This is a genomic window from Catenulispora sp. GAS73, assembly GCF_041262085.1.
Taxonomy (GTDB): domain Bacteria; phylum Actinomycetota; class Actinomycetes; order Streptomycetales; family Catenulisporaceae; genus Catenulispora.
Window position 1 is genome coordinate 49,652 of record NZ_JBGCCM010000010.1, and the last position, 17,788, is coordinate 67,439.

Annotated in this window: 11 protein-coding genes; 5 read left to right on the top strand and 6 right to left on the bottom strand. The window is 69.0% G+C overall.

The features are described 5' to 3' along the window. Window positions 1-2: 2 nt before the first annotated feature. The 5 genes from ABH935_RS16880 to ABH935_RS16900 form a co-directional block, all read right to left on the bottom strand. Window positions 3-2,894 carry a TIR domain-containing protein gene (locus ABH935_RS16880; protein WP_370378833.1) on the bottom strand — a complete coding sequence of 964 codons (2,892 nt, stop codon included), beginning with the start codon at window positions 2,892-2,894 and terminating at the stop codon, window positions 3-5. Beyond that, window positions 2,891-3,310, bottom strand: coding sequence for a hypothetical protein (locus tag ABH935_RS16885; protein ID WP_370378834.1), 420 nt, complete (start codon window positions 3,308-3,310; stop codon window positions 2,891-2,893). The genes ABH935_RS16880 and ABH935_RS16885 overlap by 4 nt, the downstream gene beginning before the upstream one ends. Before the next feature lie 168 nt (window positions 3,311-3,478). Beyond that, window positions 3,479-5,944, bottom strand: a complete 2,466-nt coding sequence (locus ABH935_RS16890; protein ID WP_370378835.1) for a tetratricopeptide repeat protein — start codon at window positions 5,942-5,944, stop codon at window positions 3,479-3,481. 445 nt (window positions 5,945-6,389) lie between these two features. Continuing rightward, a complete protein-coding gene (locus ABH935_RS16895) occupies window positions 6,390-6,863 on the bottom strand; it encodes a hypothetical protein (protein WP_370378836.1) in 474 nt (157 codons plus the stop codon). 140 nt (window positions 6,864-7,003) lie between these two features. Next, window positions 7,004-7,336, bottom strand: coding sequence for a hypothetical protein (locus ABH935_RS16900; RefSeq protein ID WP_370378837.1), 333 nt, complete (start codon window positions 7,334-7,336; stop codon window positions 7,004-7,006). A gap of 1,006 nt (window positions 7,337-8,342) precedes the next feature. Here ABH935_RS16900 and ABH935_RS16905 point away from each other — a divergent pair. Then, complete coding sequence (locus ABH935_RS16905; RefSeq protein ID WP_370378838.1) at window positions 8,343-8,666, top strand: hypothetical protein; 324 nt, start codon at window positions 8,343-8,345, stop codon at window positions 8,664-8,666. A 38-nt stretch (window positions 8,667-8,704) separates the two neighbouring features. On the opposite strand, the gene ABH935_RS16910 is transcribed toward ABH935_RS16905, so the two are convergent. Further along, the gene (locus tag ABH935_RS16910) at window positions 8,705-9,547 is read right to left on the bottom strand and encodes a LysR family transcriptional regulator (protein WP_370378839.1); all 843 of its coding nucleotides are present in this window, start codon (window positions 9,545-9,547) and stop codon (window positions 8,705-8,707) included. Window positions 9,548-9,619: 72 nt separating this feature from the next. Here ABH935_RS16910 and ABH935_RS16915 point away from each other — a divergent pair, with 72 nt between their 5' ends. The 4 genes from ABH935_RS16915 to ABH935_RS16930 all read left to right on the top strand — a co-directional run bounded on the left by ABH935_RS16915 (window position 9,620) and on the right by ABH935_RS16930 (window position 17,775). Next, window positions 9,620-10,846: an MFS transporter gene (locus ABH935_RS16915; RefSeq protein ID WP_370378840.1), complete on the top strand. Its 1,227-nt coding sequence runs from the start codon at window positions 9,620-9,622 to the stop codon at window positions 10,844-10,846. Window positions 10,847-11,237: 391 nt separating this feature from the next. After that, window positions 11,238-12,674: an MBL fold metallo-hydrolase RNA specificity domain-containing protein gene (locus ABH935_RS16920; RefSeq protein WP_370378841.1), complete on the top strand. Its 1,437-nt coding sequence runs from the start codon at window positions 11,238-11,240 to the stop codon at window positions 12,672-12,674. Next, the gene (locus tag ABH935_RS16925) at window positions 12,671-15,073 is read left to right on the top strand and encodes a phosphoketolase (protein WP_370378842.1); all 2,403 of its coding nucleotides are present in this window, start codon (window positions 12,671-12,673) and stop codon (window positions 15,071-15,073) included. Before ABH935_RS16920 ends, ABH935_RS16925 begins: the two co-directional genes overlap by 4 nt. Continuing rightward, window positions 15,055-17,775 carry a GNAT family N-acetyltransferase gene (locus ABH935_RS16930; RefSeq protein ID WP_370378843.1) on the top strand — a complete coding sequence of 907 codons (2,721 nt, stop codon included), beginning with the start codon at window positions 15,055-15,057 and terminating at the stop codon, window positions 17,773-17,775. The genes ABH935_RS16925 and ABH935_RS16930 overlap by 19 nt, the downstream gene beginning before the upstream one ends. Window positions 17,776-17,788 lie beyond the last annotated feature (13 nt).

Genomic DNA, 17,788 nt, shown 5'->3' on the forward strand with positions numbered 1-17,788 from the left:
GGTCAACCCTCCTGTTTCCGCTCTTTCAGCTGGGCGATGAGCTTCTCGAAGCCGTCGGTGCCGAAGGTCACCGGTTTCATGTTCGCGAGCAGCAGCGGGATGTCCTTGGCCGTGCCGTCGCCGACGAGCAGGGGGATCACCTTCGGGCCCAGATGGTCGCTCAGCGACGCGTGCAGATGGGGTGCGAACGTGGCGTCGGCCCAGCCGGTGTCGCGCAGCCGCGGGGTCACGCAGACCACCACGTACTCGCTGGTCCGCAGGCCCTCCTCGTAGCTCGTGGTGAGTGAGGCGCCGACCGGTATCGTCCAGCTGGTCCAGGTGGGGATACGGTGCGTGTCGAAGGCCCTGGCGACTTCCTTGGCGAGTAACTCGTCGGCGTCGGCGTGGCACATGAAGACGGTGAATTTGTGGGCTCCGCTCCGCTCGTGCCACGGGATGTGATCCGCGGACCGCGGCGCGGGGATCGTGCGCCCGGCGGACGACTCCGCGGTCGCGTGAACCGGTACCCCCAGCGGGCGCCCCGTCGGGGGCTCCAGCTTTCGGGTGCTACGGCGCAGATCCAAACGGCGTACACGGAATCTCTGGTGCCCCGAGCGGACGACGGCCGGACCTCTCCAGGATCGCGCGAGTTCTTTGCGCGCGCTGTACTCGCCGCGATCGTCGCCGCAGCTCATGAAGAGGTCAACGGCCTTCTTGAACTCCGCTCGCGCCTTTCGCTTGTCCTTTGCCTGGGTGTTGATATGGCCGAGAATCACGTGGGCGCGGGCCAGCGCCTGCGTGTTCTTGTTGTATTCGAAGCCCTGCATCGTGGTCTCAAGCAACTGCCGGGCCAGATCGGGCCGTTGGCTGGTGCGGTGTGCCTCCGCCAGCAGTAACACGGTGTTGGTGTACAACCACCTGTCGTTCTGGTCGGCCCTGAGTCTGTTGTAGAGCTCGATCAGCGCGTTCCTGCAATCCTGGGATTTGAGATGCTCTCCCTCTTCGAACTTCAGCCTGGCGCACAGGAAGGCGTACCGATCACGCCACAGCGGGTCTCGGCTCGCCTCGTAGACCGGCTTGATGATCTGCACCAGTTCCCGCGACGTTCTCCTCGCCCCCGGCACGTCCTTCCAGTCCAGCAGCAGCATCGCCGTGCTGTACGAGGCGCGCGCGGCCATGAAGGCGTCGCCCGCGCTCTCGGCCGACTCCCACGTCTTGTGGTACTCGTCCTCGGCGCCCAGGCCCTGCCCGACCTCCCGCATCGCATCGGCTATGTACAAGCTCATCCGTGACATCCGGGTCGGATCCCGGACGCCCTTCAGCAGGATCCTGGCTTGTTCGAGCAGGTCGACCTGGTACCACGTGTCCTCTTGCAGGTTCCGGTTCACGACCGCGGAGACGAAGCCGGCCCAGTCCTGGTCCGCGTCGTAGGGCCGCGGGTCGCGGATGGGTGTCGCACTCTCGATGTGCTCGCGGGCTTTGGTGTACAGGCCCCGCTCCATCTCGGACTCTGCCAGATGGACGTAGGACCTGATCTGGACGTCCGCGTCATAGGTCTGCCGTTCCGTGGCCCTTCTGAGACTGTCGCGCAACAACGGCTCTGCGTCGCTCAGTCCTCCGGCGAGCAGGTACGCCAATCCTTGCGCCTGCACGGTGGACACCGAGGCCTCGATCTCACCATCACGCTTCGCGGCCCGCTGCGCGGCCTCGAAGAACTCCTCCCACATCCGCCAATCGCAGCTCACGATCGGGAACAGGCCGGTGATCATATGGCCGAGCTGCCAGCAGGTCTTGCCACGGCCGCTCAGGTAAGCGTCGAGCGTGGCCGTGAGGGCGTCACGATAGTCGTGCCGCAGAAGCGCCAGCAGCTTCTCGCTCGCGCCGGGCGAAGAGCCTTGTTCGTGGCTCCACTCGTCGAAGATCTCAGCGATCTGCGTCTCGTAGTATCGATCCAGCGGCTGCCGGGTGAGTCCGAAAGCCTGGCAGGCGTCGGCATTGAGCTCACGCAGTGCCAGCCCCACCAGCCGATGCTGCACATACCGGGGCTCAGGACTGGCGAAGCCGGGTGTCTCGGCGCTGAGCAGCCGTACGTCCTCCAGCTCGGCGAGCAGCTCCTCCGCGGCCCGGACGCCGATGCCCGTGATGGTCGACACCGCCTGCGCGCCGACGGCCCGAGATCGCAGCAGGCTCACGGCACCGAGGACACGACGGTGGTTCTCGGACAGCGCGTTGTACTCCGATGCGAGTTCGGCACCGAGGTCGTGGTCGTCCGTCTTCAGGAACGGCAGGCACGTTTCCGGGTCTTTCAGAGCCTCGCTCACGTCGGCGAGGGTGGTGAGCTTCCGCACCCGCGTGCACGCCGTGTGCAGCGCACGGGGAAGACCGTCGCACGACTGGATCACCTCCGCGAACTCGGCAGGATGATCGAGCTCCGTCTTCTTGCCGAGCATCGACCGAACCAGCGCCTTGCTGGAGGCGGGACCCAGCGGCCGGACTTCGAAAAGCTGGTCGGCACCATAGCCGGTCGGCTTGGTGCGGCTGACCACGATGAACGTCGAGTGCGTGGTCTTGATCCGGCTCAAAAGGTCGTCGAGCTCGCTCTGCGGGATCCCCCTGCAGAGCCCGTCGATCACGATGAGATGGCCGGGCTTATCTTGGAGGTTGTGCCGCAGTTGGCGCTCGCAGAGGTCGTCCCCGGCTCCGATCAGTTCGCGCTCGGGGACCTTCAGCTCCACCAGAAGCCTCCGCACGACGGCAGCCCTGGTCGGTTCGCCCCACTCCGGCTCCCACCGGACGAACGCGTGCTCCCCGGGGTGCTGCGAGTGGAGTCTTCCCCACAGCTCTGTGGCGAACGCCGACTTCCCGACTCCGGGCATGCCGTGCATCGCCAGGATCGCCCACCCGTTGCCCGTCATTTCGAGTCCGCGTTCCGCTGGACGACCAGACGCCGCGCGACGCCCTTGAGCTCCTGTTCACGGCCCACGACCGAGGTCCTGCTATCCGGCGAGGACTGCAGGAGCGTGTAGAGGACGTCGGTCGGCGGCTTCGCCTCCGTCGCATCGCCCCCGCCCCCGCCTCGGCGGCGGCGCGGCGCCGGCGTCTCGGGCCTGGCTCTGTTGTCGAGGTCGCCGGTTCTGATCCCGGAGCCGGAGTCGCGGGTCCTGATCCCGGAGTCACCGGTCGCACCCGGCCTGTCCGTCCGGGGCGGGATCGGACCGTTGGCGATCCGGTTCTCGACCATCGGCGCGGCGACAGCCGCGGTCAGCGAGCCGAAGGTGATCAACGCGATCTTGTCCGCGGTCACTGGCGGGCTGATGCTGACGATCGCCAACGCGGCGACACTCGCTCCGGACAGTATGAACAGAACGGCGTCGTGAAAATCGAAACGAAACCGCATCAGACTTCTGGTCCCCTCCGAGCGTCCGTCTCCATGTCGAGACGAACGGCCAGTCTCTGTTGGTGTGCCGACGACGGCTCTCACCGCGAGCCGGCCCCGGCCCTAGGCCGAGCGTTTGAGCGCCATCCCCAATCTCTTGGTGACCGGGGCGACGACGGGCCGCGAAAGCATGGTCAGGTGGTCGACGACTTCACGACGCCGGTTGTCGTCGATCTTCCCGAACCCGCTCACCGCCTCGTACAGCAGTGGAATCGCCTTGCCCTTGTCTTTGTGGAGCTCCGAATACGCCAGCGCGAGCTTCCACGCCGCCTCCGCCGCATACCAGGGGTTCCACACCTGGTCGTAGGTCTCCTTCGCCTCGGTCAGCAGGCGCTCGGTCTCTTCCAGATCGCCTTCGGCCATCGACACCTCGGCGAGTGTGCGCTTGGCGTGTGCCATCCAGATCTGGAGTTCGAGGTTCTCGCAGAGCTCGTAGGCGGTCTGCGCGTGCTGTCGCGCCTCGTCCAACCGCCCCTCGGCCAGCGAGACATGAGCGAGCTGGCGGTGGATGCGCGCCCGCCACAGACGGGATCCCGATTGGCCCTCGAAGGCGGCGAGCGCCGTGTCGAGCATCTCCGCCGCCTCCTGCGGACGGTCCTGATCCAGTCGGAGTTTCCCCAGGGAATAGCGGGTACAGGCCGCCCAGTAGGAGTTCCCTTTGTAGGCTTCGAAAGACTCGAAGATCCCCAGTGCCTCGACCAGGTACTCTTCGCTCTTCTCGGTATTGAGGCTTTGCTGCTCAAGGATGCCGAGCGCACGGAGGGCCCGAGCTTCCTCGAAGCGCTCTCCCCTATCCCTGAAAATGGCCAGCGCCTTCTTGAGCTCCTTCAACGCACGGGCGTCCAGGTGTGCGACGCGGTGGCAGTTGCCCAGGTCGAGCAATGCCCTCGCCTCCCCGAGAACGTCGCCTGTTCTGGTGCTGCACTCGCGCGCCTCCTGGAGCCATATCGTGGCGTCGGTGTAGTGGCCGCGTACCCGCTGAGCCTCGCCGCGACGACGGACCGTCTCCGCGTAGCGGGCCTCGTCACCCGCCTTCCGGAACAGGTCCTGCGCGTGCTGGAAGTGCTCGTCGGCGACGTCGTAGTGGTCGACGGCAGTCGCGTGCGTCCCCCGGACCAGGTGCATCATGGCCTGCTCCCACACCTCGTCCTCGGCCGAGGCGTCGGCGGACGACGCCGGCGCCGGGATCTCCGCGGGCGGCGTCCACGAGCCCCAGGCGCCGCGCATCACCTCGAAGAAGGGGAGCGCGGCCACGGCGGCCTGCCAGCACAGCTCGGTCAGACCGAACTGGGTGGCCAGTTTGACCGTCGCCACCATCGCGCGGGATTCGGCGACCAGGAACCTGAGCGGTGTCGTGCCGGTGATGTGCTCAAGGTCTTCCAGGGTCAGGGCCGAGGACGACACGACGGCGAAACCCCCGCGCCTGGCCGGCCCCACGGTGTCCAGCTGGTCGGCGACGTGATGTGCGAGGGTCGTGTAGGCAGAGGTCAGGCGTTCGACTGCCGCCTTCCGGTCGGCGTCGGAGTCGTCGATCAGAACCTCTTGGGCATAGCACTTGACCAGCTCGTGCATCCCGTAACGCCGATCGCGGCGATCGGAGGACCAGACTTCCTGGAGCAGATTCGCCTCCGCCAGCCGTTTGGCGATCTGGTCGGCGTCGATGTAGCTGACGTCGAGCAGCGGGGCCACGACCCAGGACGCCACGACCTGATCCAGCATCCCGAGTCTGCGGAACGCCCGTTTCTCCACCGCCGTCAGGTCCTTGTAGCTCACGCTGAGGTTCTTCCGGACCCCGACTTCGCCGAGCTGCAACTCGTCGAGCCGCGTCTGCTCGTCGAGCAGCCGCGCCGCGAACGTCCCCAGCGACCAGTACGGGCGCAGGGCGAGCCGGGCGCCGGCGATGCTCAGCGCCAGCGGCATGTTGCCGCACAGCCGGATGATCAGCTCCGCCGCGCCGATCTCCCGTTTGACCCTGTCGAAGTCAGCTGCCTGGCCAAGCAGTGTGAGAGCGTCGCCGTCGTCGAGATTCCCGACTTCATAAGACTGGGTGACAGTGGAATCGCTGAGCTTGTTACGGGTCACGAGGACCGCGCAGCTGGCCGCGTTCTGCGGGAGCAGTTCACGGACCTGGTCCATGACCGAGACGTCGTCCAGCACCAACAGATAGGTGCCGGAACGCAGCCGCTGGCGGTACTGGGTAAGGCTTTTGTCGGCGCCGTTCGTATTCGTGCCCTGCAGGGCATCCGTCGGCGCGTCCATCTGCTCCAGCAGTTCGGCGAGGATCCGCGAGGTACCGGACTTGGCTTTGTCCGTCTTCTCGTCGGGCTCCAGGCGAGCCAGCAATACCTGCCGCGCGGTCCGACGCGCCAGGATCTTCGTGATCGTCGTCTTGCCGATTCCCGGCGGCCCGTAGATGTTGACGACGGGTGCTCGGCCCGGGCCCGCTCCGCTCTCAAGTGCTTGCTCGATCTCCGAAACGAGCTTCGCGCGTCCGGAAAGAGCGACGGCCGCGTCGAAAGAGTTGGGCAACTCCGGAGTCGCCGTATCAGGACTTTGTGAAAAGGGTTCCGCCGTTCGGCCGCCTCGGGCACGTGGCCTCATAGTGGTGAGTCCCAGATATCCGAATGCCAGTAGCGGAAGAAGCGCCGCACCGATCACGGAGAATCCGATGCTGAGGCCGTCCCTGGTGCCGATCCGGGCGATCACCGCGACCGCCACGGCGCCGAACACGGCGAAGGCCAGAGCTCCGAAGAATCCCAGCAGCGCACGGTGTGAATCTTGCAGTCTCTGACTCCCCATACGAAGTCCCTCCCCCAAATGAGCGCGTCAACCCGTACCGATAGGTCCTGTCGTCACACCCCAAAACGGGTTTTTACATTATCGGTGCCCTATCCGCTTCATGAGCATGCATGCCACTGGCGAATCTGGCGAATGTCGGGTCAGTGGTGTGACGTAGAGGAAATCCCATGACTGCTCATTCACTGACGATCCGCAGTCGGGGCACGGCGCCCGGCTCCTGCTCGGCGGCGGGCCGCCGGGCCGCGCGGACCCGCAGGGCGGCGTCGCGTTCGGCGGTGAGCCGGGCGACCTGCTCCAGTAGCAGTTCCTCGCGGGCCTGGATCCCGGCGTGCCAGATCGTGTGCATCATGGAGTCCGGCGCGATCACCCCGCACAGGTGACAGGGGGTCGTGGCGATGGCAACCACGTGGCCGGCCTCGGTCCCGGCCTGATCGTCCAGCGGCCGCACCGCGTCGGCCAGCCGGGTCCACGCCGGAAGCCAGACGGTCTGCACTTCGTGCTCGGAGACCCCGATGCTCAGCAGGAACGTCCGCACCGTGTCCCAGCCGGGCATCGACATGGCGTTCAGGAGCCGGGAAAGGGTTGCGATCGAAAGGGCGCGGCCGCTGCTCACCTGGATCGAGCGGCGCGCGATGTCGCGAAGCGGCATGTCTCCGGCTGCCCGTCGACGCCTGCGCAGCGCGCAGGAGAAGTCACGCAGGACTGTCGGCTGCCCGTGAACCTGTTCGTTCAATGGGACTCCCAAATCGGAGGGCCGGGGAACACGGTGGTGTTCCCCGGCAGGCCGGCCTAGCGGAGCGGTCGAGCGCGGTCGTAGTCCGGCCGCGCGGTGTGGTTGGGGATGTGCACCGATCCGATGCGGGACCGCTGCCGTTCATCGGCCTCGGAGTCGGAGTCGGCCCCGGACTCGGCCCCGGTCGTGGCCCCGACCTCGGCTTCGACCGGCGCGATGGCCTTGAGAATCCAAAGGATGGTCAGGGCGGAGACGAGGCCGGACAGCGAGGCGGCCAGGATGGATCGGGCGATGGCGATTCCATGCACGAATATCAGGGCTGTGAGCATGAAGACCGAGACGTCGATCGCGCATGCGACGATGATCCGAATTCGGGTAGCGTCGTTCACCGTGTGCACCGCCTTTCGCGGATTGGTCGCAGACGGGACTTTCTTGAATCCGAGCGGAATTCAGGGCGATCCGTCGAGCCGGGCCGGTCGCCTCGGGGTTCGCGTGCCGTTGGCGCGGCACACTGGGCTATCGCCAGTATTACAACAGGGCCCTGGGTTACACAATGCCACGACAAAGGGCAGGGAGGTCGCCGTAAGGGGTGAAATGCCCGGCGATCTTACTTTGCCCGCGCCGACATCCTTCGCTTTGTCAATACCCTTAAACGAGTCGCCCCGACAAGGTATTCGACGGCCGGAAACCCATGAGCTGTTTTCCCCGAGGTGGGAACCCTGGAAAAGGTGAGGACCTTCCGCGCCAACGGAAGGTCCTCTGCATCCCCATGCCCGTCTGCGACCAAACAGCGAAAGCAAAGGGAAGTCGAAGCCGGTACGACCCGGCGATGAGATTTTCACGTCCGCTGCGCTGCTCGGACGCCACCGGAATGAAACGCAACAGCGGGATTTCGCGGATGGCCTTCCAAGATGCCCACGCCCTCATCGTGACCCGCACTCGGTGTCACGACGGGCTCCGCGCGCAAGTGGTTCTTCTTGCCTCCCGGGGCCGCGAGGTGCGCTGAGTTGTCTGTGCTTAGTTTCCGCACGCCTGGAGATCGACCACAACGGTCTGATACGTTCTGGAACAGAATGGAACGCGATGCGGACACGATGGAACGCGACCGGGGAACTTCGATAACTGACGCGGCGTTGCGTTTTTTGTCGCCGTTTGCCGTTGCGGCGCGAATCGTGTCCACCACAGAACCCCTCGGCGCGCAGGCGGGTTGGGTGGTCACCGCGTTGGGACTCACGACGCACGCCCGGCGTACCCGTGGGGATGTGAGTACCGGGCGCGGGACATTGAGTATCAGCACTCAGGCGGTGTGATCACTCCGGTTTCTACGATGGCTGATATCCGAACAGGCCGAGTAGGCGGGGCGTCATGGTCTCTGGTGCGTATGGAGTGAATGCGGTGGGTCCGCAGCGGTTGCCGACGGCCTACCTGGTGGTGGTCGGTGTGCTCGCCGGGCTGGGGGCACTGCTGAACTGCCTGGCCATGTTTCTGTCGATCTTCGCGACGGATGACTGCTCGAAGGACAACCCGGCGTTCGTGTGCACGGGGGCGGGGGTGCTGACGATGTGGGGTGCCCCGTGGGTGGGGCTGGTCGCGGCGGCCGGTGTGTCGATCGGGTTGGGTCTGTGGTGGCGGGGCGGTTGGATGTGGGGCGGCCTGCCGGCTGGTATCGCGGTGTACGCGGGCGGGCTGTTCGTCATGTGGCGGGTGATGACCTCATGAGAGGTTGAAGCGTTGGCGCCGACCGCGCTCCATCCAACTCAGATCGTCCGTCGCAAAGCGGTCTCCACGGCGTCGACCAGCAGATCGCCTTCGCTGCGTGGATGCCGCGTGAGACCGAGTTCGAGGTCCGGCAAGAGCGGCAGGGCCTCCGGGTCGTGGCCGGCCATCGCCGGTTCGAGGTTCGACGGCATGAGCGCCGCGACGCCCAGCCCGGCCCGCAGCGCTGCGAGCACACCGGCCAGGCTGTTGCTCTCGAACGCCACCCGCCAGCGACGGTCGGCACGCTCCAGCGACTCCAACAACGACGTGCGCCAGAAGCACGGGTTCGAGAAAAGCACCACCGGCAGCGGATCCGCCGTTACGTCGACGCCTTGGCCGATCGCCCACACCAGGGGGCGACGCACCGTCCAGCGCGGCGGGCCGGGAAGATCCCCCACCGCGTCGAGCACGAGTTGGACGCGGCGCGCATCGTAGGCCTGCCGCATCTCGGCGGTGGAGAGGCTGAGCACCTCCAGCGTCGCGTCGGGGTGCAGCCGGGCCAGGTCGGCGAACGCCTGCGGAAGCTGGTAGGCGGCGAGATCTTCGAGCAGCCCGATGCCGCAGTGGCCGGTGAGCGCGCGTCCGGCTTCGCTGAGTGCTTGTTCGGACAGCGACAGGATGCGTTCGGCGTATGGCAGGAGTTCCTCACCGGCCCTGGTCGGCAGGACTCCGGAGGACGATCGGTGCAGCAGTGGGCGCCCGACAGTGTTTTCGAGCTTGCGCAGCTGCTGGCTGAGTGCGGGTTGGGTATGTCCGAGGGCTGTCGCGGCCCGGCTGATGCTGCCGACCCGCACGGCGGTGACGAACGACCGTAGGAGCGCGGTCTCAAGATCTCTGGCCATAAGCAGCCATTATGCCAGGCCCAACAAAATCGCCACTTCCTATGGCGGCACGAGCGTTCTAACGTCTCGAAGGTGCTCAGATATCGACAAGTACTCGCTGTGCCGGGGTTGGCGGCGTTGCTCAGCGTTTCGCTGCTCGCCCGCGCCGCGCTCGCGGCCGACATGATGACGCTGACGTTGTATGTCGTGCTCGGCCTGCACAGGAGCTACGCGGCAGCCGGTGGTGTCGCAGCGGCTCTCACCGCGGGGTTGGCGCTGGGCGGGCCGCTGCTCGGCCGCATGATTGACCGGCGAGGCGCGCGCGTCGTGCTGCTGTCCACCGCTGCGGTACAGGTCGTGTTCTGGCTGAGTGTGCCTGTCCTGCCGTATCCGATTCTCTCGGGCGCCGCCTTCGCAGCGGGTCTGCTGATGGTGCCGGCCCAACTGGTGACCAGGCAGGCGATCTCGGCGACGACGACCGCGGGGCAGCGCCGGGCCGCGTTCGCGCTGGAATCGGTACAAGGCGAGCTGTCGTACGTGCTCGGCCCGCCGATCGTGATCATCTGCGCGGCGGCGACGTCCCCCGGTGCGGTGGCGTGGGGCGCCGGCGCCGCGATCGCGCTGGGCGGAGCGGGCATCGCCCTGCTCAACCCACCGCTGCGGGCCGAGGACGAGGCAGATGCCGGCCCGACCGTCCGCCCCCGCCGCCGGGAGTGGCTGGGCCCGAACATGATCGCCGTCCTGGTGATGGCGTTCGGCACCACGGTGCTGCTCAGCGGCACCGAGCTGGCCATCGTGGCCACCCTCAAAGCAGCCGGCCAGGTATCCTGGGCCGGCCTGGTCGTGGCGGTCTACGGCGTGTCCTCGATTGTCGGCGGGCTCGTATACGGCACGCTGTCCCGTCCGCTGCCCACGCCGCTGCTGCTCGCAGGACTCGGACTGGCGACCGTTCCCGCCGCACTCGCCCACAGCTGGCCCGCGCTGTGCGTGGCCGGCATCGGCGCCGGACTGCTCACCGCGCCGACACTGTCCACCGTGGCCGACGCGGTGAGCCGGCTCGCGCCCGCCGGCGTCCGGGGCGAGGCCACCGGCCTGCAATCCTCGGCACTGAGCGCGGGCTTCGCCATCGGATCCCCGATGGTCGGGGGAGCAATCGACTTGTCCACGCCGACCAGCGGCTTCGCGGCGGCCGGGTTGGCGGGTCTGGCCACCGCGCTGACGGGATGCCTGCTTTCGCGCCGCTCGAACGCCGCAACTGGATCCCCGCCCGAACCGCCGGCTCTCTTACAGCCCGCAGAGCTCGTAGGACAGAGCTCGTAGGCGGGCACGCGCTGCGACCGTCCAGATCGAAGCCATCAATCTCTGGCAGCCAGCCACTGCTCATCGCCGGCGCAATCAGGGCGCAACGGCAAGGGCTGGGTCGGCCAGACCCCCACCTCGGTGTCGAGATATCTCGGCACCGAGGTCACCCAGACTGCCCGACCATGTCCGGCCCGGTCGCGGTCGGCGTACAAGGCCGCCAGCTCAGCGTCGGCCATAGTGACGTTCGAGTCCTGCTTGCGCACCTGACGTCGAACCGGCCGTCCGGCGCCACCCCGACCGGGCCGAAGGTCCCTTCTCGACCGGGCCTTGCGCCGCTGCCGGGCGGTGCCGGACCGGACGATGCTGGCGATGTGGCCGCAGACGCCACGTCGGCAGGCGAGGAGAAGCCATGAGCGCACCACAACCGGCCGCCCGCTTTTCGGGAGGTACAACGCTGACCTTCCTGGGCGGTGCCGGCACGGTGACCGGGAGCAAGTACCTCGTGCGCACCCCGCAGGCCTCGGTGCTGGTGGACTGTGGCCTGTTCCAGGGCCTGGGCGAGCTGCGGCGGCGCAACTGGCAGCCGCTGCCCGTCGCGGCCGACGGCATCGACGCCGTGGTCGTCACGCATGCGCACCTGGACCACTGCGGCTACCTGCCGCGGCTGGTCAAGGAGGGTTTCGCCGGCGCCGTCCACGCCACGCCGGAGACCATCGCGCTGGCCGAGATCGTGCTGCGCGACTCCGCGCATCTGCTGGAGGAGGAAGCCGAGCACGCCAACCAGCACGGCTGGAGCAAGCACACCCCGGCCCTGCCGTTGTACGACACCAAGGACGTCGAACGCTGCCTGGACCACTTCGTCGCCCTCGACTTCGACGCTCCGGCCCGGATCGCCGACGGAATCGGCTGCCGGCTGTACAACGCCGGCCACATCCTCGGCTCGGCGTGGGCCAAGCTGACCCTCGACGGGGTGGAAGGGGCGTCGCAGACCTCGACGATCGCCTTCTCCGGAGACCTGGGCCGCCCGCGCCACCCGCTGCTGCGGCCGCCGGACCCTTTCGATGGCGCCGACACCTTGGTGCTCGAATCGACCTACGGCAACCGCCGCCACGACGACGCCACCTCTGCGTCGAGCTTCGAAGACGCCATCGGCTCCACGCTCCGGCACGGCGGAACGGTGCTCATCCCCGCCTTCGCCGTGGACCGCACCGAGATGATCCTGCACGAGCTGGCCGGCCTGGCCCAGCGCGGCGTGCTGCGCGACGCCCCGATCTACGTCGACAGCCCCATGGCGCTGGCCGCGCTCGACGTCTATTCCCAGGCCCTGAAGGACCACCGTCCGCAGTTCCTGCCCACCATCACCGAAAACGGCCTCGCCGAGCTGAACCCGCCGCGGCTGCGCCTGGCCCGGACCCAGGAGGAGTCCCGCCGCATCGACACCCACAACGGCCCGCAGATCGTGATCTCGGCCTCGGGCATGGCCACCGGCGGCCGCGTCCTGCACCACCTGGAGGCCGCGCTCCCGGACCCGCGCAACACGGTGCTCATCGTCGGCTTCGCCGCCGTCGGCACCCGGGCCCGCGATCTGGCCGAGGGCGCCAAGGCACTGAAGATACACGGCCGCTACGTCCCCGTCCGCGCCCGGATCGTGCAGCTGTCCGGCCTGTCGGCGCACGCCGACTACCCCGAGATCCTCCACTGGCTCGGCACCGCGCCGGCCCCGACCGCCACCTACCTCGTCCACGGCGAGCCGAAGGCCGCCGAGTTCCTGCGTGAGCGCATCACCGAACGTCTGCGGTGGACGGCCGTCGTCCCCTGCCCGGGAGAAAAGGTCCTGTTGCCATGACCATCCATGACCACGCCGTCCACCTCGACTCCGTGCGCCTCGACACCGTGCGCCTCAACACCGTGGACCGCTACTGGCGCGCGGCGAACTACCTGGCCGCCGGCCAGATCTACCTGCGCGACAACGCCCTGCTGCACCGCGGCCTGGAGCCGTCGGACATCAAGCCGCGGCTGCTCGGCCACTGGGGCACCAGCCCCGGCCTGAACTTCGTCCACGCCCATCTCAACCGCCTGATCACCGAGCACGACCTGGACCTGATCACGGTCCTGGGCCCGGGCCACGGCGGTCCGGCGGCGCTGGCCTGCTCCTGGCTGGACGGCACCTACACCGACCACTACCCGGACGTCACCCGCGACGAGGCCGGCATGACCAAGCTGTTCGCCGCGTTCTCCGCGCCCGGCGGCGTCCCCAGCCACATCGCCGCGAACGTGCCCGGCTCCATCCACGAGGGCGGCGAGCTCGGCTACAGCCTGGCGCACGCCTTCGGCGCCGCCTTCGACAACCCCGATTTGATCGTGGCCTGCGTCGTCGGCGACGGCGAGGCCGAGACCGGGCCGCTGGCCACCTCCTGGCAGTCCGTCAGGTTCCTGAATCCCGCCCGCGACGGCGCGGTCCTGCCGATCCTGCACCTGAACGGCTACAAGATCGCCAACCCGACCGTCCTGGACCGCATCCCCCGCGAACAGCTCGACGGCCTGCTCGCCGCCCAAGGCTGGGACCCGCGTTGGGTGTTCGGCGACGACCCGCACGCGATGCACAACAAAATGGCCGAGGCCCTGGACGGCGCCCTGGCCACCATCCGGCTCATCCAGGACGTCAAGCGGAACCCGAAGGCCGCCCAGAACGGCGTCCCGCCGTGGCCGGTGATCATCCTGCGCACGCCGAAGGGCTGGACCGGCCCGCAGACCGTGGACGGCGTGCAGATCGAGGGCACGTTCCACTCCCACCAGGTCCCGCTGGCCGGCGTCCGCGAAAACCCGCAGCACCGGCACATGCTGGTCGACTGGATGAAGTCCTACCGCCCCGACGACCTCTTCGACCACTTCGGCCGCCCCAAGCCCGACGTCCTGACCTGCGTCCCCGACGGCGAGGCGCGCATCGGCGCCAACCGGCACGCCAACGGCGGTGTCCTCACCCGCTCCCTGGACCTGCCGCCGATCGACGGCTACGCCGTCCCGGTCGCCAAACCCGGCGAGACGCTCCACGAGCCGACACGGGTCCTGGGCACCTGGCTGCGCGACATCATCGCCGCCGACGCACCCCACAACACCTTCCGGCTGTTCGGCCCCGACGAGACCGCCTCCAACCATCTGGACGACGTCTTCGAGGTCACCAACCGGGTCTGGACCCTGCCCACCAAGCCGACCGACGACCACCTGGCCCCCGACGGCCGGGTCATGGAAGTGCTCTCCGAGCACCTGTGCCAGGGCTGGCTGGAGGGCTACCTGCTCACCGGCCGGCACGGAATGTTCTCCTGCTACGAGGCCTTCATCCACATCATCGACTCGATGCTCAACCAGCACGTGAAGTGGCTCAAGACCGCACGCGCGCTGCCCTGGCGCGCGCCGGTGCCGTCGCTGAACTACCTGCTCACCTCGCACGTGTGGCGCCAGGACCACAACGGCTTCTCCCACCAGGACCCCGGATTCCTGGACCACGTCGCCAACAAGACCGCCGACGTGGTGCGCCTGTACCTGCCGCCGGACGCCAACACCCTGCTATCCGTCGCAGAACACTGCCTGAACAGCCGCGACCTGGTCAACGTCATCGTCGCCGGGAAGAACCCCAGCCCGGACTGGCTCACCCCGGAAGAAGCGCTGCTGCACTGCGAGCGCGGCCTGGGCATCTGGGACTGGGCCGGCACCGAGGACGACTTCGCCACCGAACCGGACGTGGTGCTGGCCTGCGCCGGCGACGTCCCCACCCTGGAGGTCCTGGCCGCCTCCCAGCTGCTGCGCCAACACCTGCCCAGACTGCGCGTGCGCGTGGTCAACGTCGTGGACCTGATGCGCCTGCAACCCGAGGCCGAACACCCCCACGGACTGCCGGACGCGCAATTCGACGCGATCTTCACCGTCGACACGCCGGTCATCTTCGCCTTCCACGGCTACCCGTCGCTGATCCACCGCCTGGCCTACCGCCGGCACGGCCACGCCAACCTGCACGTGCGAGGCTACAAGGAGCAGGGCACCACCACGACGCCGTTCGACATGCTGGTCCGCAACGACATGGACCGGTTCAAGCTGGTCTGCGACGTCATCGACCGGGTACCGGGCCTGGCGCCGAAGGCCGCCGCGGTGCGGCAGGCGATGACCGACGCCCGCGCCCGGCACCGCGACTGGATCATCGAGCACGGCGAGGACCTGCCGGAGATCCGCGAATGGAAGTGGACGGCATGACCGGCGCGGCACCCGTCACCAGGCCCGCCGCCCCGGCCGGCGAGCCCGTCCACGCGCTGCTCGCCGACGGCACCACAGTGTCCATCCGGCCGACCACGCCGCAGGACCTCGACGGCTTGAACGCGATGTTCGCCGCGCTGTCCCCGGAAAGCGTGCGCATGCGGTTCTTCGCCTCCGGCGCCGCCGCCGGCCGCAGCGCCGCCGAGCGGTTGTGCGAGCCGCACCCGGATCGCATCGCCCTGGTGGTGTCGGTCCGACGCGGCGAGGCCGAGGAGATCGTCGGCGAGGGCGAGGCCTGGCGGCTCCGCGCCGACGCCGACGCCGCCGAAGTCGGCTTCACCGTCGCCGACCGGCTGCGCGGCCGCGGCATCGGCACCCTGCTGCTGGAACACCTCGCCGACGCCGCCCGCGCGCTCGGGATCCGGACGTTCGTCGCCGAGACCCTGTCGGAGAACCTGGCGATGAAACGAGTCATCGCCTCGGCCGGACTGCACCACAGCGCCACCTTCGAACACGGCAGCACCGTCTTCCACGAGATCGACCTCACCGAGGACGACGCCTACCTGGAGGTCGTCGCCGACCGCGAGTTCACCGGCAGCGCCGCGTCGCTGGAGCCGCTGTTCCGGCCGCGCGGCGTCGCGGTGGTCGGTGTCGGGCGCCGGCCCGGCGGCGTCGGCCGGGCGATCCTGGACCACCTCCTCGCCGCCGAATTCGACCGGCCGCTGTTCGCGGTGAACCCGCACGCGGACGAGATCGCCGGGGTGCCGTGCGCGCGCTCGATCGAGCTGCTGCCGGACCGGATCGAGCTGGCGGTCCTGGCGGTGCCGCCGGAGGCGCTGGTCGAGGCCGCGATCGCCTGCGGCCGACACGGAATCAGAGCCCTGACCGCGGTCACCTCCTCGGTGCCGAAGTCGGTGGGCACGACGCTGAAGGCGGTGTGCCGCCGGTACGGCATGCGCCTGGTCGGCCCCAACGGCCTGGGCGTCGCCTCCTTCGGAACCGACATCTCCATGGACGCCACGTTCGGCCCGCACACCCCGCTGGGCGGTACGGCCGGCGTGGGCGTGCAATCCGGCGGCGTGGGCATCGCGATCCTGGACCACCTGTCGCGGCTGGGCATCGGCGCCGGCTCCTTCGCCTCCCTCGGCGACAAGGCCGACGTCTCCGGCAACGACCTGCTCGCCTGGTGGGCCCGCGATCCCGCGACCGAACTGGTACTGCTGCACCTGGAATCCTTCGGCAACCCCCGCAAGTTCGCCCGCTACGCCCGCCGCGTCGCCCGCACCAAACCGGTACTGGCCGTCATGGCCGGACGATCCGCGGCCGGATCCCGCGCCGCCGCCTCCCACACCAGCGCGGCCATCACCCCCGGCATCACCCGGGAGGCGCTGTATCGGCAGGCCGGCGTCATCGCTACCCGCTCGGTCGCAGAGCTCGTCGAGGCCGCGGCGCTGCTGCGGACCGGCCTGCTGCCGACCGGACGCCGCGTCGCGGTGGTGTCCAACGCCGGCGGCACCGGGGTGCTGGCCGCGGATGCGTGCGCCGAGGCCGGCCTCACCGTCCCCGAGTTCAGCGACGCGCTGCGCGAGCGCCTCAGTGCCCTGCTGCGCCCGGCCGCCGCCTGCGGCAATCCCGTCGACGCCGGAGCCGGAGCCAACGGAGCGGCGCTGCGGGACGCGGTGGAGACGGTCGCCTCCTCCGGCGAGGCGGACGCCGTGCTCCTGCTACTGGTCCCGACGGCGCTGGCCGAACTGTCGCCGACGCTCGCCGTCGACGCCCGGACCGGTGCGATGCCGGTGGTCGCGGTGCTGGTGGACCAGGCCGCCGGGGTCGAGACGGTGATGGGTGCCGACGGGCGGTTCCTGCCGTGCTACGGCGACGCCGAGACCGCGGTCAGGGCCCTGAGTCACGCCTGCGACTACGCCGAATGGCTGCGCCGCCCCGGCGGCGAGGTCCCGCAGCTGCCGGGCGTCCGCTCGCGCGACGCCGCACGCCTGGTCTCACTGTTCCTCGCCGCGCATCCCGAGGGCGGCTGGCTGCCCCCGGACCGTGCCGCCGATCTGCTGGCCTGCTACGGCATCCGCTGCGCGCGCCTGGTGCTGGCTGCCGACGAGCAGACCGCCGTCACCGCGGCGGCGGTCTGGGACGGCCCGGTCGCGATGAAGGCGTACTGGCCCGAGCTGGTCCACAAGAGCGACGTCGGCGGCGTGCTGCTCGGCCTGTCCGGGCCCGAGGAGGTCCGCGCCGGCTGGCGGCGGCTGCACGAGCGGTTCGGCGGGCAACTGGCCGGCGTGGTGGTGCAGGAGATGGCGCCCGACGGGATCGAACTGCTGGCCGGCGTCGACGACGACGCGGTCTTCGGGCCGCTGGTCGCCTTCGGCACCGGCGGCACCGCCACCGACCTGGCCGCCGACCGCGCTTACCGGCTTGCCCCGCTGACCGGCGCGGACGCCGACGAACTCGTGCACTCCACGCGGGCGGCCCGGATGCTGGCCGGCTTCCGCGGCCGTCCCGGCGGAGACGTGGCCGCAGTGCGCGACGCACTGTCGCGACTGGCGTTGCTGGCCGCCGAGCAGACCTGCGTCACCGAGGCCGAGATCAATCCTCTGATAGCGACGCCGAACGGTGTCACAGCCGCCGATTTCCGGATCCGGGTGGAACCCCGGACGCAGACCGATCCCTACTTGCGCCGCCTGCGCTGACCGAAGGACTCAT